Consider the following 21,155-nt stretch of genomic DNA (forward strand, 5'->3'; position numbering starts at 1 on the left):
CGGCCATGGCCACCAACAGTCGTGCCGCCCGCCTGGCCCCCGTCGTGGAAATGGCCGAGGAAGCCGAACGCAAGGCCGTTCAGCGCCTGGGGCAGTTCCAGCAGCAGGTCACCCAGGCGCAGGCCAAGCTGAGCGAGCTCGAGCGCTTTCGCGAAGACTATCAGCAGCAGTGGGTCAACCGCGGCGGGCAGGGTGTCGACGGCAGCTGGCTGCTCAACTACCAGCGCTTTCTCGGCCAGCTGGAGACGGCGATGAACCAGCAGCGCCAGAGCCTGACCTGGCACCAGAACAACCTCAACAACGCCCGCCAGACCTGGCAGCAGGCCTACGCCCGTGTCGAAGGGCTGCGCAAGCTGGTGCAGCGCTACCTCGACGAGGCCCGCCGCGCCGAAGACAAGCGCGAGCAGAAGCTGCTCGACGAGCTGGCCCAGCGCCTGCCACGGCTGGAGCAGCCTTGACGATGGCTTGCCCCGCGGGCGCAGGCCTGCTACACCTGTCCTAGCCTCGACGTTCGCACGGGCCCAAGGAATCGCATCATGGCTGTCGATACCGACTTTTCAATGGATGAAAAACGCTTGACGATCAAGGTCCGCGGGCGGTTCGACTTCGGCCTGCATCAGGCCTTTCGAAGCGCCTACGAAGACCAGCCCGTCGCGCCCGAGCAGGTGGTGGTCGACCTGGCCGGCACCACGTACCTGGACAGCTCGGCGCTGGGCATGCTGCTCCTGCTGCGCGACTACCAGGGCGGCGACCAGGCGCGCGTGAACGTCATCAACGCCAATACCGACGTGCGGACCATCCTGGCCATCTCCAATTTTTCCAAGCTGTTCGAGATCGGCTGACGCAGGAGGCCTGCCCATGTCCGCCAGTGAACCGCTGCGCGTGCTGATCGCCGAGGACGCCGCCGCCGACCGGCTGCTGCTGGCACGGATCGTCAGCCGCCAGGGGCACCAGGTGTTCACCGCCGAAAACGGTCGGCAGGCCGTGGAGCTGTTCACCCGCGAGGCGCCTCAACTGGTGCTGCTCGACGCCCTGATGCCGGTGATGGACGGGTTCGAGGCCGCGCGGCAGATCAAGCAGTTGGCCGGCGAGGCGCTGGTGCCGATCATCTTCCTCACGTCCCTGAGCGAAGAGGACGCCTTGGTCCGCTGCCTGGAAGCCGGTGGCGACGACATCATGCCCAAGCCCTACAGCGCGACCCTGCTGGCGGCGAAGATCCGCGCCATGGACCGCCTGCGCCGGTTGCAGGCCACCGTCCTGGCCCAGCGCGACGAGATCGCCCGGCATCACCACCACTTGCTCAACGAGCAGCGGGTGGCCAAGGCGGTGTTCGACAAGGTCACCCACTCGGGCTGCCTGAATTCGCCGCACATCCGTTACGTGCAATCGCCTTATGCGCTGTTCAACGGCGACCTGTTGCTGGCCGCGCACACGCCTTCGGGCGACATGCATGTGCTGCTGGGCGATTTCACCGGCCACGGCCTGCCGGCGGCGGTCGGCGCCATGCCACTGGCCGACGTGTTCTACAGCATGACGGCCAAGGGCTATGGGCTGGCCGAGGTGGTGCGCGAGCTCAATGCCAAGCTCAAGCGCATCCTGCCCGTGGACATGTTCTGTTGCGCCGTGGTGGTCAGCGTCAGCTTTCAGCATCGCACCGTCGAGGTCTGGAACGGCGGCATGCCCGACGGCTATCGCCTGGACGCTACCGGTGGCATCCGCGCGGCCTTGCGTTCACGGCACCTGCCCCTGGGGATCCTCGGAAGCGGGCAGTTCGACGATGAACTGGAGGTCATGCCGTTGCAGGCCGGCGACCGGCTGTTCCTGGTGTCCGATGGGGTGGTCGATCGACGCGATGTCCAGGATCGGCCTTTCGGCGTGGAGCATTTGCAGGCCGCCCTGAACGCCGACGACGCCGGCGGCTCCTCGCTCGAACGTGTTCTGCAGGCCCTGGCGGCCTTCGGCGGGCATGTGCGCGACGATGTCAGCCTGGTCGACATCCGCCTGGCCGAGCCCGAGCAGGCGCCCCTGTCGGTGCTCGGGGCGCAACGCCGCGGGGTGTCCGCCGCGCCGCGCTGGTCGTTGTCCTTCGAGTTGTGCGACGAGAGCCTGCAGCAGCTCAACCCGATCCCGTTCCTGCTGCAACTGCTGCAGGAGGTGCCCGGCCTGCGCGCGCGCAGCGGCGCCTTGCACAGTGTGCTGACGGAGCTGTACTCCAATGCCCTGGAGCATGGGGTGTTGAAGCTCGATTCGGCCCTCAAGCGCGACGCCGCAGGGTTCGCCGATTATTATCGACAGCGCGCCTTGCGACTGGCGGCAGCGCCCGAGGGCTTCGTGCGTCTTGCGCTGCAGGTCGAACCGAAGGACGATGGGGGGCGCCTGGTGATCGAAGTGCTCGACAGTGGCAAGGGCTTCGACGTCCAGCGTGTCCTGGCCCCCGGGCCTGCGCAGCGCGGCTTGAGCGGGCGCGGTCTGGATCTGGTACAACGTCTGAGCCAGCGTGCGCAATGGCTCGAAGGTGGGCGTCGGGCCCATGTGGAATTCACCTGGGGCGCCTAGGGTCAGTGACTTGGTCAAGGAGTGAACAAGTGTCAGAGCATCGCATCGATCACAAGGTCCTGAACGACCTGCGGGAGGTCATGGAAGATGGCTACCTTCACCTGGTCGAGATCTTCCTGGAAGACTCGGAGCGGCGTCTGCTGCAATTGCACGATGCCAAGGACGCCAGCGAGCTGGGACGGGCCGCCCACAGCTTCAAGGGCAGCAGCAGCAACATGGGCGCCGTGGGCCTGGCCGAACTGTGCCGCCAGCTCGAGGAGCGCGCGGGGCAGCTGCCCTTGTACGGCATCGAAGACCTGATCAACCGCATCGACCAGGAATACCTCGAAGTACGCCGCTTCTACCGCGGCGAGCACGAGCGGTTTTCGGCCGTCTGAGGGAAACTGGCGCGAGTCTTGCCTGCTTTTGTGCCAGAGCCATTCAGCCTTCTGGCGCGGAGACCCTTTCAATGCCTGTTGCATCCAATCCTCTGTTGCAGACCGGTCCTGCGACCCCGTCGGTCGGTACGCGTGCCATGTCGGTGGAAAAGGCCTCGCAGGCGGCGAACGACCGTGCTTCGGGCTTCGACCAGGTCATGGCCCGGCAGACCAGGCCAGGGGCGACAACGCGTGCGGACGCGCCCGAACGGGCCCGTGACGATGAGCGCAAGGTCGAGGGGGAAGGGCGGCAAGCCGAGGCGTCAGAGACCGCCGAGGGCGGCAAAGCCTTGCCGGCCGACGTACGCGAGACGGCCGAGGCCACGGCGACCGATTCGACCGACGCGCGCCTGGTGGCCGGTCAGGTGACCGATGCACCGCCGGGGGCGCAGATGATGCAGGCCCAGGCCGAAGCGGTCGCAGGCCTGCCTTTGCCTCCAAGCCAGCCAGTTTCCAGTGACGAAGACGTACCTGAAGGCGAACCATTCGACCCGAGCGGCGATGCCCTGGCTGACCTGCCTGCCTTGCGCCTGGCCTTGCAGCACAGCGCCGAGCGACAGGGCACCACCTCGGCCCATGCCCGCGAAGAAACTGACGCCTCCCCGGGCGATGGGCGTGGGGCCGTCAATACCTTGGCGACCCTCGACCTGACTGCCGAAGGCGAGGCAGGTGCATCCGAGTCGGGCGACAAGGCCTTCGGCGCGCTGATCGACAGCGGCCTGAAGGACATCAAGGGCGCAGGCCAGGACACCCGCGTCGACGATTTCGCCAACCGCCTGGCCGCCCTGACCCAGGCGGTGCCCCACAAGCCCGAGGCGGCCGTGCCGAGCAACCCGCTGCAACAACCGCTCGCCCTGAACCAGAGCGCCTGGAGCGAAGGCCTGGTCAACCGCGTCATGTACCTGTCCAGCCAGAACCTCAAGTCCGCCGACATCCAGCTCGAGCCGGCCGAGCTGGGACGCCTGGACATCCGTGTGAACATGGCCACCGACCAGGCCACCCAGATCACCTTCGTCAGCGGCCATGCCGGGGTGCGCGACACCCTAGACAGCCAGCTGCATCGGCTGCGCGAGCTGTTCACCCAGCAAGGCCTGGCCCAGCCGGACGTGAGCGTCGCCGACCAGTCCCGTGGGCAGCAGCACCAGCAGGCCCAGCAGCAGGGCGAAACGCGCCTGTCGGGCGTGGCAGCCCGCCGTGCCGAGGCCGAAGGGCAGGGTGGAGAGCGTGAGGCGGTGGGGGCGGTGGCTGAGCGACAGGTGGTGATGGGGAGTAGTGCGGTGGATTACTACGCGTAGGAAAAGGGCAGGTTCGATCAGGCCTTCTGCTCGAGCCCATGGCGTACCGGTTCACCAGGTACTGGCTGTACGGGCCTTCATCGCTGGCAAGCCAGCCCCATCGGCCCTCATTCCAAGCCACTGCCTGGCATCAGCCTACTGACTGGCCCCCTGTGGGAGCGGGCTTGCCCGCGATTGCGGTGGTAATGTCACTGCATGCTTGGCAGGCACGACGCGAGTCTGTCAGTGCGTCCATGCTTGAACGTCTTGTCACTGCCTGGCAAACCGCCCGTTCCAGCCTCCGTTTGACTCCCCGCGTCCAGTCGTATCGACAGACCTGGCACAACACTTGCTCCACCCCCCGTCATTCCCCTCGACCCCTCGCTGGATGACGGATTATTGGCATGGCAAAAACCGAAGACACGAAAGAACCCGGCGCCAAGAAGGGCAAGCTCAAGCTGATCCTGCTGCTGGTCGTAGGCCTGCTGCTGGCCGTTGGCCTGTCCGTGGGCGCGACGTGGTTCTTCATGCACAAGAGCGAGCCGGCTCCGGCCGCCGACCCCGCGCAGGCCAACGCCAAGCCGGCGGCGATCTACGAGGCACTTACCCCCGCCTTCGTGGTCAACTTCAACCAGAACGGTCGCCAGCGCTACATGCAGGTGAGCATCACCTTGCAGGCGCGCAACCAGGCCGACCTGGACGCGCTCAAGGTGCACATGCCGGTGATCCGCAACAACCTGGTGATGATGTTCTCGGGGCAGGGCTTCGACACCCTGGCGGGCAGCCCGGTCGGCCAGGAGATGCTTCGCCAGAAAGCCGCCGTGGTCGTCCAGGAAGTGGCGCAGAAGGAAGTCGGCAAGCCGGTCGTGGACCAGTTGCTGTTCACCAACTTCGTATTGCAGTAGGAGCACCCGATGGCCGTGCAGGACCTGCTGTCCCAGGATGAGATCGATGCCCTGCTGCATGGGGTGGACGATGGTCTGGTACAGACCGAAGTGCCCACCGAGCCGGGCAGCGTCAAGAGCTATGACCTGACCAGCCAGGATCGGATCGTCCGTGGACGGATGCCGACCCTGGAAATGATCAACGAACGGTTCGCCCGCTATACCCGCATCAGCATGTTCAACCTGCTGCGTCGCTCCGCCGACGTGGCGGTGGGCGGCGTGCAGGTGATGAAGTTCGGCGAATACGTGCATTCGCTGTACGTGCCTACCAGCCTCAACCTGGTCAAGGTCAAGCCGTTGCGCGGCACCGCGCTGTTCATTCTCGACGCCAAGCTGGTGTTCAAGCTGGTCGACAACTTCTTCGGCGGCGATGGTCGGCACGCGAAGATCGAGGGTCGCGAGTTCACCCCGACCGAGCTGCGCGTGGTGCGCATGGTGCTGGACCAGGTCTTCGTCGACCTCAAGGAAGCCTGGCAGGCGATCATGCCGGTCAACTTCGAGTACATCAATTCCGAGGTCAACCCGGCCATGGCCAACATCGTCGGTCCGAGCGAGGCGGTGGTGGTCTCGACCTTCCACATCGAACTCGACGGCGGCGGCGGCGACCTGCACGTGACCATGCCGTACTCGATGATCGAGCCGGTGCGCGAGATGCTCGACGCGGGCTTCCAGTCCGACCTCGACGACCAGGACGAGCGCTGGGTCAAGGCCCTGCGCGAGGACGTGCTGGACGTGAGCGTGCCGCTGACCGCCACCGTGGCGCGTCGCCAGCTCAAGCTGCGCGACATCCTGCACATGCAGCCGGGCGATGTGATCCCCATCGAGCTGCCCGACCACCTGGTGCTGCGCACCAACGGCGTGCCGTCGTTCAAGGCGCGGCTCGGGTCGCACAAGGGGACCTTGGCCGTCCAGGTCATCGATCCGATCGAGCGCCGCTGAGGCGCTCGCCTGTCATTCTTCCGTTTGAACGCCAGTCGAGGACATCATGGCCAACGAAAACGAAATTCCCTCCGTCGACGACCAGGCGCTGGCCGACGAGTGGGCCGCTGCCCTGCAGGAAACCGGTGACGCCGGCCAGGCCGACATCGACGCCTTGCTGGCGGCCGATGCCGGTCGCTCGTCGTCGGCCGGCGCCGGTCGCCTGCCGATGGAGGAGTTCGCCAGCTCGCCGCGGCCCAAGGAAAACGTCAACCTCGAAGGCCCGAACCTGGATGTGATCCTCGACATTCCGGTGAACATCTCCATGGAAGTGGGCAGCACCGAGATCAGCATCCGCAACCTGCTGCAGCTCAACCAGGGCTCGGTGATCGAACTCGACCGCCTGGCGGGTGAGCCGCTGGACGTGCTGGTCAACGGCACCCTGATCGCCCATGGCGAGGTGGTGGTGGTCAACGAGAAGTTCGGCATCCGCCTGACCGACGTGATCAGCCCCAGCGAGCGCATCCGGAAGCTGCGCTGAGTGGCCGGCCTGATGCGAGCCCTGGTGGCCCTGGGCGTGGCAGGCACCGTGTCGCTGGCGAGTGCGGCCACCGTCGCGCCGGCCGGGACAGTGGCAGCGCCTGGCAGCCTTGGTGGCCAGGTGCTGCAGATGGTGCTCGGCCTGCTGGCGGTGCTCGGCCTGATCTTCGTGATGGCCTGGCTGCTGCGCCGTGTTCAGGGCAGCACGCCGCAGCGAGGGCAGGTGATCGAGATCCTCGGCAGCCGTACCATCGGCCCGCGTGATCGGCTGCTGCTGGTGCAGGTGGGCAAGGCGCAGATCCTGCTGGGGCACAGCCCTGGCAGCATCGAGGCGCTGCACGTGCTGGCCGAACCGGTGGAGGTGCCGGCCAGTGCGCGCCAGGCCACGCCGGAGTTCGCCCAGCGCCTCATGGAACTGATGGGCAAGGACCACAAGGACAAGACGTGATGGGCGCATGGCGCATGCTGTTGACGTTGGCGCTGCTGCTCGGCGCGCCATTGGCCCTGGCGGCCGACCCGCTGTCGATCCCGGCGATCACCCTGGCCAATGGCCCGGACGGTCAGCAGGAGTATTCGGTCAGCTTGCAGATCCTGCTGATCATGACGGCGCTGAGCTTCATCCCGGCGATCGTCATCCTGATGACCAGCTTCACCCGGATCATCATCGTGTTCTCGATCCTGCGCCAGGCCCTGGGCCTGCAGCAGACGCCATCGAACCAGGTGCTCACGGGGCTGGCGCTGTTTCTGACCTTCTTCATCATGGCGCCGGTGTTCGACAGGGTGAACCAGGATGCCCTGCAGCCGTACCTGAACGAGCAGCTGACGGCGCCCCAGGCGCTCGACCGGGCGCAGGGGCCGATCAAGGAATTCATGCTGGCGCAGACCCGCCAGAGCGACCTGGACCTGTTCATGCGCCTGTCCAAGCGCACCGACATCGCCAGCCCCGATCAGGCACCGCTGACCATTCTGGTGCCGGCCTTCGTCACCTCGGAGCTCAAGACCGCGTTCCAGATCGGCTTCATGATCTTCATCCCGTTCCTGATCATCGACATGGTGGTGGCGAGCGTGCTGATGGCCATGGGCATGATGATGCTGTCGCCGTTGATCATCTCGTTGCCGTTCAAGATCATGCTGTTCGTGCTGGTCGACGGCTGGGCCCTGATCATGGGCACCCTGGCCAGCAGCTTCGGCGGCGTCTGACCGCTTTTCAGGAGAAGTGCCGATGACCCCGGAAGTTGCCGTCGACCTGTTTCGCGATGCGCTGTGGCTGACCACGCTGCTGGTGGCCATCCTGGTGGTGCCCAGCCTGCTGGTCGGCCTGGTGGTGGCGATGTTCCAGGCCGCCACGCAGATCAACGAGCAGACCCTGAGCTTCCTGCCGCGCCTGCTGGTGATGCTGGTCACGCTGATCGTCACCGGGCCGTGGCTGGTGCAGAAGTTCATGGAGTACATCACCAACCTCTACACCAGCATCCCGCAGCTGATCGGTTGACGTGGCCATGCTCGAACTGACCGATGCGCAGATCTCCACGTGGGTGGCGACCCTCGTGTTGCCGCTGTTTCGGGTCGTGGCGGTGCTGATGACCATGCCCATCCTCGGCACGCGCATGCTGCCAGCGCGCATCCGGCTGTACCTGGGAGTGGCGATCACCGTGGCCATCCTGCCTTCGCTGCCGCCCTTGCCTGAGGTCAACCCGCTGGGCCTCGACGGCCTGCTGCTGATCGCCGAGCAGGTGATCGTCGGCGTCATGTTCGGGTTGTCCTTGCAGCTGCTGTTCCAGGCCTTCGTGATCGCCGGTCAGATCGTTGCCGTGCAGATGGGCATGGCCTTCGCCTCGATGGTGGACCCGGCCAACGGCGTCAACGTCACCGTGATCAGCCAGTTCATGACCATGCTGGTGAGCGTGCTGTTCCTGCTGATGAACGGTCACCTGGTGCTGTTCGAAGTGCTGACCGAGAGCTTTACCACGTTGCCGGTCGGCCATGCGCTGTCGGTGACGCAGTTCTGGGAGCTGGCCGGTCGGCTGGGCTGGGTGCTGGGCGCCGGGCTGCTGCTGATCCTGCCGGCCATCACTGCGCTGCTGGTGGTCAACGTCGCCTTCGGCGTCATGACCCGGGCCGCGCCGCAGCTGAACATTTTCTCCATCGGCTTCCCGCTGACCCTGGTGCTGGGCATGCTGGTGTTCTGGGTCGGCCTGGCCGACATTCTGTCGCACTACCAGGCCGTGGCCAGCGAGGCCCTGCTGTGGTTGCGTGATCTGGCGAGGGCGCGCTGAGCATGGCAGAGAGCGAGAGCGGTCAGGACAAGACAGAAGACCCCACCGACAAGCGCAAGCAGGACGCCCGCAAGAAAGGCGAGATCGCCCGTTCGCGCGAACTCAACACCGTCGTGGTCACCCTGGCAGGGGCAGGGGCCTTGCTGGCCTTTGGCGGCTACCTGGCCGAAACCCTGATGACCCTGATGCGCATGAACTTCGAGATTCCCCGCGAAGCGGTGCTCGACGTCGGCGCCATGGGCCGCTTCCTGCTCGGGTCCGGCAAGATGGCCATCTGGGCGACCCAGCCGGTGCTGCTGGTGCTGTTCGTGATGGCGTTCATCGGGCCCATCGCACTGGGCGGCTTTCTGTTCTCCGGGAGCCTGCTGGCGCCGAAGTTCAGCCGCATGAACCCCCTGGCCGGGCTCAAGCGGATGTTCTCGATGCATGCGTTGACCGAACTGCTCAAGGCGATCGCCAAGTTCATGGTGATCCTGGCCGTGGCCCTGGCGGTGCTGTCCCATGACCGTGAGGACCTGCTGTCGATCGCCAACGAGCCGCTCGACCAGGCGATCATCCACAGTGTCCAGGTGGTCGGTTGGAGCGCGTTGTGGATGGCCGCAGGCCTGCTGTTGATCGCCGCGGCCGACGTGCCATACCAGCTCTGGCAGTCGCACAACAAGCTGAAGATGACCAAGCAGGAAATCCGTGACGAGTACAAGGACTCCGAGGGCAAGCCCGAGGTCAAGCAGCGTATCCGGCAGCTGCAGCGCGATGCGTCGCAGCGGCGGATGATGGCGGCGGTGCCCGACGCCGACGTGATCATCACCAACCCGACCCACTATGCCGTGGCCCTGAAGTACGACCCCGAGAAGAATGGCGCGGCACCCTTGCTGCTGGCCAAGGGGACCGACTTCATCGCCCTGAAGATCCGCGAGATCGCGGTGGGGCACAACGTGCAGATCCTCGAATCGCCGGCCCTGGCGCGGGCGATCTACTACAGCACCGAACTCGAACAGGAGATTCCGGGCGGACTGTACCTGGCCGTGGCCCAGGTGCTGGCGTACGTGTACCAGTTGCGCCAGTACCGCGCTGGCCGTGGCAAGGCGCCGGATCCGCTGAAGAAGGACCTGCCGATCCCGGAGGATCTGCGGCGAGAGGAGTGACGAGGTCGGGCAGGCGCTGCGGGCCTGATCGAAGCCGGTCCAGTGCCCCGGCAGGGGACGTACAGTTCAAACGGCCTTAGGGGGCCGACAGGCCGACGCAATCCTTTGTGAGATCGGGCTTGCCCGCGATGCAGGCAGTGACGGGCCGGACGCTATCGCGGGCAAGCCCGCTCCCGCAGGTCCATGACAGCCGCTTTTCCCAAGGCGTGGTCAGGGTGAGCGGCCCTGGAAATTGATCAGCGATAAAAACCTCCAAGCCCTGCCGGCGAGCGCGACCTCCAAATTGCGTCTGATGCTCTACTGAAGGCTCATTGCCAGCCCCTGCCCATGACCTGACGACAAAGTTGGAAGGCTTCTTGCAAAGCAGCGCCAAACGCCGTTTCTGGCGTCAAAGTTCTGCTTCGAGAGGATGTCCAGTGGATCGTAGCCAGTTGATCAACCATGCCCGCAGCAACCTGTCGGGTCTCAGCCGAGGCGCCTTGGGTGTGCCGCTGCTGCTGCTGGTGATGTTGGCGATGATGATGTTGCCTATCCCGCCGTTCCTGCTGGACATCTTCTTCACCTTCAACATCGCGCTGTCGCTCGTGGTCCTGCTGGTCTGCGTCTACGCCCTGCGCCCGCTCGATTTCGCCGCGTTCCCGACCATCCTGCTGGTCGCCACGCTGTTGCGCCTGGCGCTGAACGTCGCCTCCACGCGCGTGGTGATGCTGCACGGTCAGGAGGGGCACCAGGCTGCGGGCAAGGTGATCCAGGCCTTCGGCGAGGTGGTGATCGGCGGCAACTACGTGGTCGGTGCGGTGGTGTTCGCCATCCTGATGATCATCAACTTCGTGGTGGTCACCAAGGGCGCTGGGCGTATCTCCGAAGTCAGCGCGCGATTCACCCTGGACGCCATGCCCGGCAAGCAGATGGCCATCGACGCCGATCTCAACGCAGGCCTGATCGATCAGAACCAGGCCAAGGCGCGTCGTACCGAAGTCGCCCAGGAAGCCGAGTTCTACGGCTCGATGGACGGTGCCAGCAAGTTCGTCCGTGGTGACGCCATCGCCGGCCTGCTGATCCTGTTCATCAACTTGATCGGTGGCATGCTCATCGGCATGCTCCAGCACGGCATGCCGTTCAGCGAGGCGGGCAAGGTCTACGCCCTGCTGACCATCGGTGACGGCCTGGTCGCCCAGCTGCCGTCGCTGCTGCTGTCCACGGCCGCCGCGATCATGGTCACCCGTGCCTCGGGCTCTGAGGACATGGGCAAGCTGATCAACCGGCAGATGTTCGATTCGCCCAAGGCCCTGGGGGTCTCGGCGGCGCTGATGATCGTCATGGGCCTGGTGCCCGGCATGCCTCATGTGGCCTTCCTCGGCCTGGGTCTGCTCGCCGGTGGCGGCGCCTACCTGGTCTGGCGCAAGCAGCAGGAGGCCAAGGCCAAGGCGGTCGCCGAGGTGCAGCGCCAGCAGGACCAGCTGCCTTCGCCCCAGCGTGCGCTGGAGACCAAGGAGCTGGGCTGGGACGACGTCACCCCGATCGACATGATCGGCCTGGAAGTCGGCTACCGGCTCATTCCGCTGGTCGACCGCAACCAGGGCGGGCAACTGCTGGCGCGGATCAAGGGCGTGCGCAAGAAGCTCTCCCAGGACCTGGGCTTCCTGATGCCGACGGTGCACATTCGCGACAACCTCGATCTGTCGCCCAGCGCCTACCGCCTGACCCTGATGGGCGTGATCCTGGCCGAGGCCGAGATCTACCCGGACCGCGAACTGGCGATCAACCCCGGCCAGGTGTTCGGCACCCTCAACGGCATCGCCGCCCGTGACCCGGCGTTCGGCCTGGAGGCAGTGTGGATCGACGTGGCCCAGCGCGCCCAGGCGCAGTCGTTGGGCTACACGGTGGTCGATGCCAGCACCGTGGTCGCCACGCACCTGAACCAGATCCTGCAGAAGCACTGCCATGAACTGATCGGCCATGAAGAGGTTCAACAGTTGCTGCAGGTGCTGTCGAAGGCGTCACCCAAGCTGGCGGAAGAATTGGTACCGGGCGTCATTTCTTTGTCGGGGCTGTTGAAAGTCTTGCAAGCTTTGTTGTCCGAACAGGTACCGGTGCGCGATATTCGCAGCATCGCCGAAGCGATCGCCAATAATGCGAATAAGAGTCAAGATACCGCCGCCCTGGTGGCGGCCGTGCGGGTCGGCTTGAGCCGGGCCATCGTGCAAAGCATCGTCGGCATCGAGTCGGAACTGCCGGTGATCACGTTGGAGCCCAGGTTGGAACAGATCTTGCTCAACAGTCTGCAACGTGCCGGGCAGGGTCAGGATGAAGGCGTTCTGCTCGAACCGAGCATGGCAGAGAAGTTGCAACGCTCGTTGATCGATGCCGCCCAGCGTCAGGAAATGCTCGGTCACCCGGCGATCTTGCTGGTGGCCGGCCCAATCCGGGCGATGCTGTCGCGGTTCGGGCGGTTGGCGGTACCGAACCTGCACGTGCTGGCGTACCAGGAAATCCCGGATAACAAGCAAGTCACCATCGTTGCCACCGTGGGCCCCAATGGCTGAGGGTAGTGGGATATGCAAGTGAAGCGTTTTTTCGCTGCCGATATGCGTCAGGCCATGAAACTGGTCAGGGACGAACTCGGCTCCGACGCAGCGATCATCGGCAACCGGCGCATCGCCGGGGGTGTCGAGCTGACGGCTGCGCTGGATTACAAGCAGTCCGCGCTCGCCCCCCGGGTGCCCAATGCCGAACTCGAGGCCGAGCTGCGCAAGACCCAGTCACGCATCGTCACCGCCCAGGCCGAGCTGAACAGCCGCCAGGACGAACCTGAGGAAGAAAGCGGCAACCGTCAGCTGTTCGCCGGGCTGTCCCTGACGGCCTCGGAGCCTCTGGTCGAAGCCCCCGTCGAGAAGCCCAAGGCGGCGCCGGCTGCCGCCCCGGCAGCGGTCGACCCGCGGCTGTTCGACGCGATGCGTTCGGAGCTGTCGGGCCTGCGCGAGCTGCTGGAAGTGCAGCTGGGTTCGCTGGCCTGGAACCAGCTACAGGGTAGCCGCCCGCAGCAAGCCACGATCTGGCGTCGCCTGCAGCGCGTCGGCCTTTCAGGTGCACTGGCGGGTAGCCTGCTCGAACGCGTTGCCGGGATCGACGATGCCCGCCAGGCCTGGCGGATGATCCTGGCGCACCTGGCGCACATGATCAAGGTGCCGCAGGTCGAGCCGATCGAGGAGGGCGGTGTGATCGCCCTGGTCGGGCCGGCCGGCATGGGCAAGACCACCACGCTGGCCAAGCTGGCTGCCCGTTACGTCCTGGCCTACGGCGCGCAGAACCTGGCGCTGGTGAGCATGGACAGTTTCCGGATCGGGGCCCAGGAGCAACTCAAGACCCTCGGCCGCATCCTCAACGTACCGGTGACCTACGTCGACCCGGGCGAATCCCTGGTCCAGGCCCTCGAGCCGCTGGCACGCAAGCGCGTGGTGCTGATCGACACCGCCGGCCTGCAGGCCAGCGACCCGGCGCTGCGCATGCAGCTCGATTCGCTGGCCGGGCGTGGCATCGCGTCACGCAACTACCTGGTGCTGGCCACCACCAGCCAGAAACAGGTGCTGTCGGCCGCCTACCACAGCTACAAGCGCTGTGGCCTGGCCGGCTGCATCCTGAGCAAACTGGACGAAACGGCGGGCCTGGGCGAAGTCCTGAGCCTGGCCATCGAACATGAATTACCCGTGGCCTACCTGACCGATGGGCCGCGGATACCCGAAGACCTGCACCTGCCGCGCAAGCACCAGTTGGTGAGCCGCGCGGTGAGCGTGCAACTGCAGGACGAGCCCAGCGACGAGGCCATGGCCGACATGTTTGCTGATCTCTACCACAACCCTGGCAAGCGCGCAGGTTGACCATGAACGAAGTGCAGACCACCTCCAAACAGGGGTTTTCCAGGCCGCGAGCCCTGAAGACGACGTCCCTCGTGCGGCTTGGATGCCAGCGAGACAAGGTAAATAACAGACATGGGTAGCATGCATCCTGTACAGGTGATCGCCGTGACCGGCGGCAAAGGCGGCGTTGGCAAGACCAACGTTTCAGTGAACCTGTCGCTGGCCCTGGCCGAACTGGGGCGACGCGTCATGCTGCTGGACGCTGACTTGGGTTTGGCCAATGTCGACGTGCTGCTGGGCCTGGCGCCCAAGCGCACCCTGGCGGACGTGATCGAAGGACGCTGCGATCTGCGCGACGTCATGCTGCAAGGACCCGGTGGTATCCGCGTGGTCCCGGCCGCCTCGGGCACCCAGAGCATGGTGCAGCTGGCGCCCGCGCAGCATGCCGGGTTGATCCAGGCCTTCAGCGAAATCGGCGACAACCTCGATGTGCTGGTGATCGACACCGCCGCCGGGATCGGCGACTCGGTGGTGAGCTTCGTGCGCGCGGCCCAGGAAGTGCTGCTGGTGGTCTGCGACGAGCCGACCTCCATCACCGACGCCTATGCGCTGATCAAGCTGCTCAACCGCGACTATGGCATGAACCGTTTCCGGGTCCTGGCCAACATGGCGCAGAGCCCCCAGGAAGGGCGCAACCTGTTCGCCAAGCTGACCAAGGTTACCGACCGCTTCCTCGACGTGGCCTTGCAGTACGTCGGCGCCGTGCCCTACGACGAGTGCGTGCGCAAGGCCGTGCAGAAGCAGCGCGCGGTGTATGAGGCCTTCCCGCGCTCCAAGTGCGCCCTGGCATTCAAGGCCATCGCGCAGAAGGTCGACAGTTGGCCACTGCCCGCCAACCCACGTGGGCACCTTGAATTTTTCGTCGAACGTCTGGTGCAACCGACCAGCGCGGGGCCGGTACTATGAGTGCAAGCGGGTTCAAGATGTACAGCAAGCCATCCAAGGACGCCCAGTACGCGCTGATCGAGCGTCATGCGCCCCTGGTCAAGCGCATCGCCTATCACTTGCTGGCGCGCCTGCCGGCCAACGTGCAGGTCGAGGACCTCATCCAGGCTGGCATGCTCGGCCTGCTGGAGGTCGCCAACAAGTACGATGCCAGCAAGGGCGCCAGTTTCGAGACCTATGCCGGTATCCGTATCCGCGGCGCGATGCTCGACGAGGTGCGCAAGGGTGACTGGGCACCGCGTTCGGTGCACCGCAACACCCGCATGGTCAGCGACGCCATGCGCGCCGTGGAAGCCCGCACTGGCCGCGACGCTAAAGATAATGAAGTCGCTGCCGAACTCAATATGGGCCTGGATGATTATTACGGGATCCTGAACGATACCCTGGGCAGTCGCCTGTTCAGTTTCGACGACCTGTTGCAGGACGGTGAGCACGAAGGCTTGCACGAGGATGGCGCCAGCGCGCAGCTCGGCCCTTCGCGCAACCTGGAGGACGAGCGCTTCCAGGCCGCGTTGACCGATGCGATCGCCAATCTGCCGGAACGCGAGCGTCTGGTGCTGGCGCTGTACTACGACGAAGAGCTGAACCTCAAGGAAATCGGCGAAGTCCTGGGGGTTAGCGAATCGCGCGTCAGCCAGCTCCACAGCCAGTGCGCTGCCCGCCTGCGCAGCCGTCTTGGCGAATGGCGCGCACGATAAGCCGCACGCGAGAAGCGACACGAATCAGCAGTGGGGAAGGGGTCGAGCCTCGTGTACACGACACTTGTCAGCGCGAGGCTCGACGCTCGAAGCCGACCCTTCCCCGAAAGACGCATGCTCGGCGCCGAGCGTGTTTGAGAGTGCCTGGAGGCCTAATTGAACAAAGACATGAAAATCCTCATCGTCGACGACTTCTCGACGATGCGGCGGATCATCAAGAACCTGTTGCGTGATCTGGGTTTCACCAACACCGATGAGGCCGACGACGGCATCACGGCGCTGCCGATGCTGCAGAACGGGCACTACGACTTCCTGGTGACCGACTGGAACATGCCCGGCATGTCCGGTATCGACCTGCTGCGCAAGGTCCGTGCCGACGAGCGCCTGAAGGCGTTGCCCGTGCTGATGGTCACCGCCGAAGCCAAACGTGACCAGATCATCGAGGCGGCCCAGGCCGGTGTGAACGGCTATGTGGTCAAGCCGTTCACCGCGCAGGTGCTCAAGGAAAAGATCGAGAAGATCTTCGAACGCGTCAACGGTTGAAGTCCAGAGGGCGCCATGCAGTCAAATCAAACGTCGCTCGGAGAGTTCGAATCGACTCTCAAGAAGCATGCCCAGGAACTGGTCGAAAGCCTCGAACGAGGCCGTTTCGGCGAGGCCGTGCAGCTGATCCATCAGCTCAACCAGACCCGTGACCGAGGCCTGTACCAGGAAGTCGGCAAGCTGACCCGCGAGCTGCACAGCGCGATCGTCAGCTTCCAGATCGACCCCCGCATGCCGCAGGCCGAAGAGGTCTCGCAGATTACCGACGCCACCGAGCGGCTGGACTACGTGGTCAAGCTGACCGAAGGGGCGGCCAATCGCACCATGGACCTGGTCGAAGCCGGTACCCCGGTGGTCAACGACCTGGCCAACGAAGCGCAGGCGCTGAGCGCCGACTGGCAGCGGTTCATGCGCCGCGAAGTCGATGCGACAGAATTCCGTGAGCTGGCGCGTCGGGTCGACGGTTTCCTGACGCGCAGCTGCGAAGGCAATCGCAAGGTCGGTGGTCTGTTCAACGACATTCTGCTGGCCCAGGACTACCAGGACCTGACCGGTCAGGTGATCAAACGGGTGACCACGCTGGTGACCGACGTCGAAAGCAATCTGCTCAAGCTGGTGCTCATGGCCAGCCAGGTGGACCGTTTCGCCGGCATCGAGCATGACCACAATCAACTGCGCGCGGAAAAAGATCACGAAAAACATCCGCCGCAGGGTGAAGGTCCGCAGATTCATGCCGATAAGCGTGAAGACGTCATGTCCGGTCAGGACGACGTCGACGATCTGCTGTCCAGCCTTGGTTTTTAGGGAGCACCTTTGATGAGCTTCGGCGCCGATGAAGAAATCCTTCAGGATTTCCTGGTAGAGGCCGGCGAGATTCTCGAGCAATTGTCCGAACAACTGGTCGAGCTGGAAAGCCGACCGGACGATGCGGACCTGCTCAATGCGATCTTTCGCGGATTCCACACTGTAAAAGGGGGCGCCGGCTTCCTCCAGCTCAATGAGCTGGTGGAGTGCTGCCATATCGCCGAGAACGTGTTCGACATTCTGCGCAAGGGTGAGCGACGCGTGGACGCCGAGCTGATGGACGTGGTCCTGGAAGCGCTCGACACGGTCAACCGCATGTTCGGCCAGGTGCGTGAGCGCACCGATGTCACGCCGGCCACGCCCGAGCTGCTGGAGGCCCTGGCGCGTCTGGCCGAACCGGCGGGCGCCGAGGCGCCGGCTGCGGCCGTCGTCGAGCCTGAGCCGGTCGCGCCGGTCGAGGTGACGGCCACGGCCGTCGGCGACCAGGACATCACCGATACCGAGTTCGAGCAGTTGCTCGACTCGCTCGATGCGGTCAAGGCCCAAGCCCAGGCCAGCGAGCAGGGTCAGGCCGAGGCCGCGTCGCCGGGGGGCGACGACATCACCGACGCCGAATTCGAGTCGCTGCTCGACCAGTTGCATGGCAAGGGGCAGTTCTCCCCGGCCGTGGCGGTCGCGGCGGCACCTGCCGAAGCCGCGCCCGCGCCAGCCAGCGACGACATCACCGACGACGAGTTCGAGTCGCTGCTCGATCAGTTGCACGGCAAGGGCGCATTCAGCCCCCATGCCCTGCCAGCCAGTCCTGCGGCCGAAGCGCCCCCGACCGTTGCCGACGATCACATCAGCGATCACGAATTCGAAGCCTTGCTCGATCAGTTGCATGGCAAGGGCAAGTTCTCCGGCGACAGCCTGCCCGATGATGCGGCCGTGGCGACCGCCGCCGTGGCAGCCCCCGTGGCGGCGCCTGCGCCGACTCCGCCGGCTGCTGCCCGTAGCGTGGCGGCCGCACCTGCGCCGGCCAAGGCGCCGGCACCTGCTCGAGCCGCGGCGCCCGTGGCCGAAAAGCCCGTGGCCAGCGAAGCGGAAACCACCGTGCGGGTCGACACCGCGCGCCTGGACGAGATCATGAACATGGTCGGCGAGCTGGTGCTGGTGCGTAACCGCCTGGTGCGCCTGGGGCTCAACAGCAACGACGAAGCCATGTCCAAGGCCGTTTCTAACCTCGACGTGGTCACCGCCGACCTGCAGACGGCGGTCATGAAGACCCGCATGCAGCCGATCAAGAAGGTCTTCGGCCGCTTCCCGCGTCTGGTCCGCGACCTGGCCCGCCAGCTCAAGAAAGAGATCAACCTGGAGCTGGTCGGCGAAGAGACCGACCTGGACAAGAACCTGGTCGAGGCCCTGGCCGACCCGCTGGTGCACTTGGTGCGCAACGCGGTCGACCATGGCATCGAGTCGCCCGACGAGCGCGAGGCCGGCGGCAAGCCGCGCACGGGCCACGTGGTGCTGTCGGCCGAGCAGGAAGGCGACCACATCCTGTTGTCGATTTCCGACGACGGCAAGGGCATGGACCCGGAAGTGCTGCGTGCCAAGGCCGTCGAGAAAGGCCTGATGGACCGCGACGCCGCCGACCGCCTGAGCGAATCGGACTGCTACAACCTGATCTTCGCCCCCGGCTTCTCGACCAAGACCGAGATCTCCGATGTCTCTGGCCGCGGTGTCGGCATGGACGTGGTCAAGACCAAGATTTCCCAACTCAACGGCTCGATCAACATCTACTCGGCCAAGGGACAGGGTTCGAAGATCGTCATCAAGGTGCCGCTGACGCTGGCGATCATGCCGACGTTGATGGTGATGCTGGCCAACCAGGCGTTCGCCTTCCCGCTGGTCAACGTCAACGAGATCTTCCACCTCGACCTGTCGCGTACCAACGTGGTGGACGGTCAGGAAGTGGTGATCGTGCGCGACAAGGCGCTACCGCTGTTCTACCTCAAGCGTTGGCTGGTGCGCGACCAGGTGCACGAGGAGCAGCACGAAGGCCATGTGGTGATCCTGTCGGTCGGCACCCAGCGCATCGGTTTCGTCGTCGACCAGCTGGTCGGTCAGGAGGAAGTGGTGATCAAGCCACTGGGCAAGATGCTGCAAGGCACGCCTGGCATGTCCGGCGCCACCATCACCGGCGACGGGCGCATCGCGCTGATCCTCGATGTCCCGAGCATGCTCAAGCGCTACGCCGCACGGCGTATTTGATCTCTGGTGGCGCGCCCGTACGGCGCGTCACCTAATGGAGTGTTTATGGCAGTCAAGGTCCTGGTGGTGGATGATTCGGGTTTCTTCCGCCGTCGTGTCACGGAAATTCTTTCATCGGACCCTTTGATTCAGGTGGTCGGTACGGCCACCAATGGCAAGGAAGCGATCGACCAGGCGCTGGCGCTCAAGCCGGACGTGATCACCATGGACTACGAGATGCCGATGATGGATGGCATCACCGCGGTGCGTCACATCATGCAGCGCAGCCCCACGCCTGTCCTGATGTTCTCCTCGCTGACCCATGAGGGCGCGCGGGTGACGCTGGATGCGCTGGACGCCGGTGCGGTCGACTTCCTGCCGAAGAACTTCGAAGACATTTCGCGCAACCCGGAAAAGGTCAAGCAGCTGCTGTGCGAAAAGGTGCACAGCGTCTCGCGCAGCAACCGCCGTCGCCCGGCCTACCTGTCCAGCAACCCGCTGCCCACGCCAGGCAGCCTGACCGGTCATGCCGCACCGGCCAGTCCGCCTGCCCAGGCCGCGCCGGCCCCTGTGCGCAGCCCGATCCCCTCGCGCGCCCCGGCACCGGCGCCGCAACCCACCGCCAGCTCGCCAGCGCCGCGGCGCAAGCCCTACAAGCTGGTCGCCATCGGCACTTCGACCGGCGGGCCGGTGGCGTTGCAGCGCGTGCTCACGCAATTGCCCGCCGCCTTCCCGGCGCCGATCGTGCTGATCCAGCACATGCCGGCGGCGTTCACCAAGGCCTTCGCCGAACGGCTCGACAAACTGTGCAAGATCCGCGTCAAGGAGGCCGAGGACGGTGACGTGCTGCGTCCCGGCCTGGCGCTGCTGGCCCCGGGTGGCAAGCAGATGATGGTCGACGGCCGCGGCACGGTGAAGATCCTGCCGGGCGACGAGCGCCTGAACTACAAGCCGTGCGTGGACATCACCTTCGGCTCGGCGGCCAAGGCCCATGGCGACAAGGTCTTGGCGGTGGTGCTCACCGGCATGGGTGCCGATGGCCGTGAAGGCGCGCGCCTGCTCAAGCAGGGCGGCAGCACCGTGTGGGCCCAGGATGAAGCCAGTTGCGTGATCTATGGCATGCCCATGGCCATCGTCAAGGCCAACCTGGCCGATGCGGTCTACAGCCTGGACGACATCGGCCGGCACTTGGTGGAGGCGTGCGGCTGATGGATGTGCTGAGCCTGATCGGCCTGATCCTGGCCTTCATCGCCATTGTCGGTGGCAACTTCCTCGAAGGCGGGCACGTGTCGGCGCTGGTCAACGGCCCGGCAGCGCTGATCGTGCTGGGCGGCACGCTGGCGGCGGTGCTGCTGCAGTCGCCGCTGCCGACGTTCAAGCGTGCCTTGCAGATCGTCGGCTGGATCTTCTTCGCCCCGCGCGAGGACCTGGCCGGCGGCATCGACCGGGTGGTCGGCTGGAGCCTGACCGCGCGCAAGGAAGGCTTGCTCGGGCTGGAGACGGTCGCCGAGGCCGAGCCGGACCCTTACGCGCGCAAAGGCCTGCAACTGCTGGTCGACGGCGCCGAGCCGGAGGCGATCCGCAGCATCCTCGAAGTCGACCTGCTGACCCAGGAAGACCGTGACCTGCAGGCGGCCAAGGTGTTCGAGAGCATGGGCGGTTATGCGCCGACCATCGGCATCATCGGCGCAGTGATGGGCCTGATCCACGTGATGGGCAACCTGGCCGACCCCACGCAACTGGGCAATGGCATCGCGGTGGCCTTCGTCGCCACCATCTACGGGGTGGCCAGCGCCAACCTGATCCTGCTGCCTATCGCCAACAAGCTCAAGGCCATCGTCCTGCGCCAGTCGCGCTATCGCGACATGCTGCTCGAAGGCCTGCTGTCGATCGCTGAAGGCGAGAACCCGCGCTCCATCGAACTGAAGCTGCAAGGCTTCATGGAGTGAC

General features: G+C 65.3%; 22 protein-coding genes. All 22 read left to right on the plus strand.

The features are described from left to right. Positions 1-5: 5 nt before the first annotated feature. Positions 6-458, plus strand: coding sequence for a flagellar export protein FliJ (gene fliJ, locus G7Z99_RS02180; protein WP_181091618.1), 453 nt, complete (start codon positions 6-8; stop codon positions 456-458). Positions 459-536: 78 nt separating this feature from the next. Further along, the gene (locus tag G7Z99_RS02185) at positions 537-842 is read left to right on the plus strand and encodes an STAS domain-containing protein (RefSeq protein WP_181091620.1); all 306 of its coding nucleotides are present in this window, start codon (positions 537-539) and stop codon (positions 840-842) included. A 16-nt stretch (positions 843-858) separates the two neighbouring features. Then, complete coding sequence (locus tag G7Z99_RS02190) at positions 859-2,556, plus strand: ATP-binding SpoIIE family protein phosphatase (RefSeq protein ID WP_181091622.1); 1,698 nt, start codon at positions 859-861, stop codon at positions 2,554-2,556. Positions 2,557-2,636: 80 nt separating this feature from the next. Beyond that, on the plus strand, positions 2,637-2,933 hold the full coding sequence (locus G7Z99_RS02195) for an Hpt domain-containing protein (protein ID WP_219854040.1): 297 nt from the start codon (positions 2,637-2,639) through the stop codon (positions 2,931-2,933). A gap of 71 nt (positions 2,934-3,004) precedes the next feature. Continuing rightward, on the plus strand, positions 3,005-4,267 hold the full coding sequence (locus tag G7Z99_RS02200) for a flagellar hook-length control protein FliK (protein WP_181091626.1): 1,263 nt from the start codon (positions 3,005-3,007) through the stop codon (positions 4,265-4,267). Positions 4,268-4,650: 383 nt separating this feature from the next. Beyond that, positions 4,651-5,151 carry a flagellar basal body-associated protein FliL gene (gene fliL / locus G7Z99_RS02205; RefSeq protein ID WP_181091628.1) on the plus strand — a complete coding sequence of 167 codons (501 nt, stop codon included), beginning with the start codon at positions 4,651-4,653 and terminating at the stop codon, positions 5,149-5,151. A gap of 9 nt (positions 5,152-5,160) precedes the next feature. After that, the gene (fliM, locus tag G7Z99_RS02210) at positions 5,161-6,129 is read left to right on the plus strand and encodes a flagellar motor switch protein FliM (RefSeq protein ID WP_181091630.1); all 969 of its coding nucleotides are present in this window, start codon (positions 5,161-5,163) and stop codon (positions 6,127-6,129) included. Between the two features lie 46 nt (positions 6,130-6,175). Further along, positions 6,176-6,649 (plus strand): flagellar motor switch protein FliN, encoded by a 474-nt coding sequence (gene fliN / locus G7Z99_RS02215; protein WP_181091632.1) that lies wholly within the window; start codon positions 6,176-6,178, stop codon positions 6,647-6,649. 12 nt (positions 6,650-6,661) lie between these two features. Beyond that, positions 6,662-7,096: a flagellar biosynthetic protein FliO gene (fliO, locus tag G7Z99_RS02220; protein WP_181091634.1), complete on the plus strand. Its 435-nt coding sequence runs from the start codon at positions 6,662-6,664 to the stop codon at positions 7,094-7,096. Then, on the plus strand, positions 7,096-7,848 hold the full coding sequence (fliP, locus tag G7Z99_RS02225) for a flagellar type III secretion system pore protein FliP (RefSeq protein ID WP_060394387.1): 753 nt from the start codon (positions 7,096-7,098) through the stop codon (positions 7,846-7,848). Before fliO ends, fliP begins: the two co-directional genes overlap by 1 nt. Before the next feature lie 22 nt (positions 7,849-7,870). Beyond that, on the plus strand, positions 7,871-8,140 hold the full coding sequence (fliQ, locus tag G7Z99_RS02230; protein WP_144938635.1) for a flagellar biosynthesis protein FliQ: 270 nt from the start codon (positions 7,871-7,873) through the stop codon (positions 8,138-8,140). Between the two features lie 7 nt (positions 8,141-8,147). After that, positions 8,148-8,924: a flagellar biosynthetic protein FliR gene (gene fliR / locus G7Z99_RS02235; RefSeq protein WP_181091636.1), complete on the plus strand. Its 777-nt coding sequence runs from the start codon at positions 8,148-8,150 to the stop codon at positions 8,922-8,924. Between the two features lie 2 nt (positions 8,925-8,926). Then, positions 8,927-10,069 carry a flagellar biosynthesis protein FlhB gene (flhB, locus tag G7Z99_RS02240; protein WP_181091638.1) on the plus strand — a complete coding sequence of 381 codons (1,143 nt, stop codon included), beginning with the start codon at positions 8,927-8,929 and terminating at the stop codon, positions 10,067-10,069. 416 nt (positions 10,070-10,485) lie between these two features. Continuing rightward, positions 10,486-12,615: a flagellar biosynthesis protein FlhA gene (gene flhA, locus G7Z99_RS02245; RefSeq protein ID WP_181091640.1), complete on the plus strand. Its 2,130-nt coding sequence runs from the start codon at positions 10,486-10,488 to the stop codon at positions 12,613-12,615. A 12-nt stretch (positions 12,616-12,627) separates the two neighbouring features. Continuing rightward, a complete protein-coding gene (gene flhF, locus G7Z99_RS02250; RefSeq protein WP_181091642.1) occupies positions 12,628-13,947 on the plus strand; it encodes a flagellar biosynthesis protein FlhF in 1,320 nt (439 codons plus the stop codon). 102 nt (positions 13,948-14,049) lie between these two features. Beyond that, positions 14,050-14,892: a flagellar synthesis regulator FleN gene (gene fleN / locus G7Z99_RS02255; protein WP_181091895.1), complete on the plus strand. Its 843-nt coding sequence runs from the start codon at positions 14,050-14,052 to the stop codon at positions 14,890-14,892. Then, positions 14,889-15,629, plus strand: a complete 741-nt coding sequence (locus G7Z99_RS02260; protein ID WP_060394380.1) for an RNA polymerase sigma factor FliA — start codon at positions 14,889-14,891, stop codon at positions 15,627-15,629. The genes fleN and G7Z99_RS02260 overlap by 4 nt, the downstream gene beginning before the upstream one ends. Before the next feature lie 168 nt (positions 15,630-15,797). Then, the gene (locus G7Z99_RS02265; protein ID WP_181091644.1) at positions 15,798-16,172 is read left to right on the plus strand and encodes a chemotaxis response regulator CheY; all 375 of its coding nucleotides are present in this window, start codon (positions 15,798-15,800) and stop codon (positions 16,170-16,172) included. Positions 16,173-16,187: 15 nt separating this feature from the next. Beyond that, complete coding sequence (locus tag G7Z99_RS02270) at positions 16,188-16,976, plus strand: protein phosphatase CheZ (RefSeq protein WP_181091645.1); 789 nt, start codon at positions 16,188-16,190, stop codon at positions 16,974-16,976. 12 nt (positions 16,977-16,988) lie between these two features. Then, entirely contained in the window at positions 16,989-19,226 is a 2,238-nt protein-coding gene (locus tag G7Z99_RS02275; protein ID WP_181091647.1) for a chemotaxis protein CheA, read from the plus strand. Between the two features lie 45 nt (positions 19,227-19,271). Then, positions 19,272-20,414 carry a protein-glutamate methylesterase/protein-glutamine glutaminase gene (locus tag G7Z99_RS02280; RefSeq protein ID WP_181091649.1) on the plus strand — a complete coding sequence of 381 codons (1,143 nt, stop codon included), beginning with the start codon at positions 19,272-19,274 and terminating at the stop codon, positions 20,412-20,414. Next, complete coding sequence (locus G7Z99_RS02285; RefSeq protein ID WP_181091652.1) at positions 20,414-21,154, plus strand: flagellar motor protein; 741 nt, start codon at positions 20,414-20,416, stop codon at positions 21,152-21,154. Before G7Z99_RS02280 ends, G7Z99_RS02285 begins: the two co-directional genes overlap by 1 nt. Position 21,155 lies beyond the last annotated feature (1 nt).

It is taken from the genome of Pseudomonas entomophila, from assembly GCF_013523165.1.
GTDB lineage: Bacteria > Pseudomonadota > Gammaproteobacteria > Pseudomonadales > Pseudomonadaceae > Aquipseudomonas > Aquipseudomonas entomophila_A.

Excerpts from the sequence above, each read along its gene's own strand:
- fliJ (WP_181091618.1), top strand. The coding sequence starts at position 6 with ATGGCCACCAACAGTCGTGCCGCCCGCCTGGCCCCCGTCGTGGAAATG.
- G7Z99_RS02185 (WP_181091620.1), top strand. The coding sequence starts at position 537 with ATGGCTGTCGATACCGACTTTTCAATGGATGAAAAACGCTTGACGATC.
- G7Z99_RS02190 (WP_181091622.1), top strand. The coding sequence starts at position 859 with ATGTCCGCCAGTGAACCGCTGCGCGTGCTGATCGCCGAGGACGCCGCC.
- G7Z99_RS02195 (WP_219854040.1), top strand. The coding sequence starts at position 2,637 with ATGGAAGATGGCTACCTTCACCTGGTCGAGATCTTCCTGGAAGACTCG.
- G7Z99_RS02200 (WP_181091626.1), top strand. The coding sequence starts at position 3,005 with ATGCCTGTTGCATCCAATCCTCTGTTGCAGACCGGTCCTGCGACCCCG.
- fliL (WP_181091628.1), top strand. The coding sequence starts at position 4,651 with ATGGCAAAAACCGAAGACACGAAAGAACCCGGCGCCAAGAAGGGCAAG.
- fliM (WP_181091630.1), top strand. The coding sequence starts at position 5,161 with ATGGCCGTGCAGGACCTGCTGTCCCAGGATGAGATCGATGCCCTGCTG.
- fliN (WP_181091632.1), top strand. The coding sequence starts at position 6,176 with ATGGCCAACGAAAACGAAATTCCCTCCGTCGACGACCAGGCGCTGGCC.
- fliO (WP_181091634.1), top strand. The coding sequence starts at position 6,662 with ATGCGAGCCCTGGTGGCCCTGGGCGTGGCAGGCACCGTGTCGCTGGCG.
- fliP (WP_060394387.1), top strand. The coding sequence starts at position 7,096 with ATGGGCGCATGGCGCATGCTGTTGACGTTGGCGCTGCTGCTCGGCGCG.
- fliQ (WP_144938635.1), top strand. The coding sequence starts at position 7,871 with ATGACCCCGGAAGTTGCCGTCGACCTGTTTCGCGATGCGCTGTGGCTG.
- fliR (WP_181091636.1), top strand. The coding sequence starts at position 8,148 with ATGCTCGAACTGACCGATGCGCAGATCTCCACGTGGGTGGCGACCCTC.
- flhB (WP_181091638.1), top strand. The coding sequence starts at position 8,927 with ATGGCAGAGAGCGAGAGCGGTCAGGACAAGACAGAAGACCCCACCGAC.
- flhF (WP_181091642.1), top strand. The coding sequence starts at position 12,628 with ATGCAAGTGAAGCGTTTTTTCGCTGCCGATATGCGTCAGGCCATGAAA.
- G7Z99_RS02260 (WP_060394380.1), top strand. The coding sequence starts at position 14,889 with ATGAGTGCAAGCGGGTTCAAGATGTACAGCAAGCCATCCAAGGACGCC.
- G7Z99_RS02265 (WP_181091644.1), top strand. The coding sequence starts at position 15,798 with ATGAAAATCCTCATCGTCGACGACTTCTCGACGATGCGGCGGATCATC.
- G7Z99_RS02270 (WP_181091645.1), top strand. The coding sequence starts at position 16,188 with ATGCAGTCAAATCAAACGTCGCTCGGAGAGTTCGAATCGACTCTCAAG.
- G7Z99_RS02275 (WP_181091647.1), top strand. The coding sequence starts at position 16,989 with ATGAGCTTCGGCGCCGATGAAGAAATCCTTCAGGATTTCCTGGTAGAG.
- G7Z99_RS02280 (WP_181091649.1), top strand. The coding sequence starts at position 19,272 with ATGGCAGTCAAGGTCCTGGTGGTGGATGATTCGGGTTTCTTCCGCCGT.
- G7Z99_RS02285 (WP_181091652.1), top strand. The coding sequence starts at position 20,414 with ATGGATGTGCTGAGCCTGATCGGCCTGATCCTGGCCTTCATCGCCATT.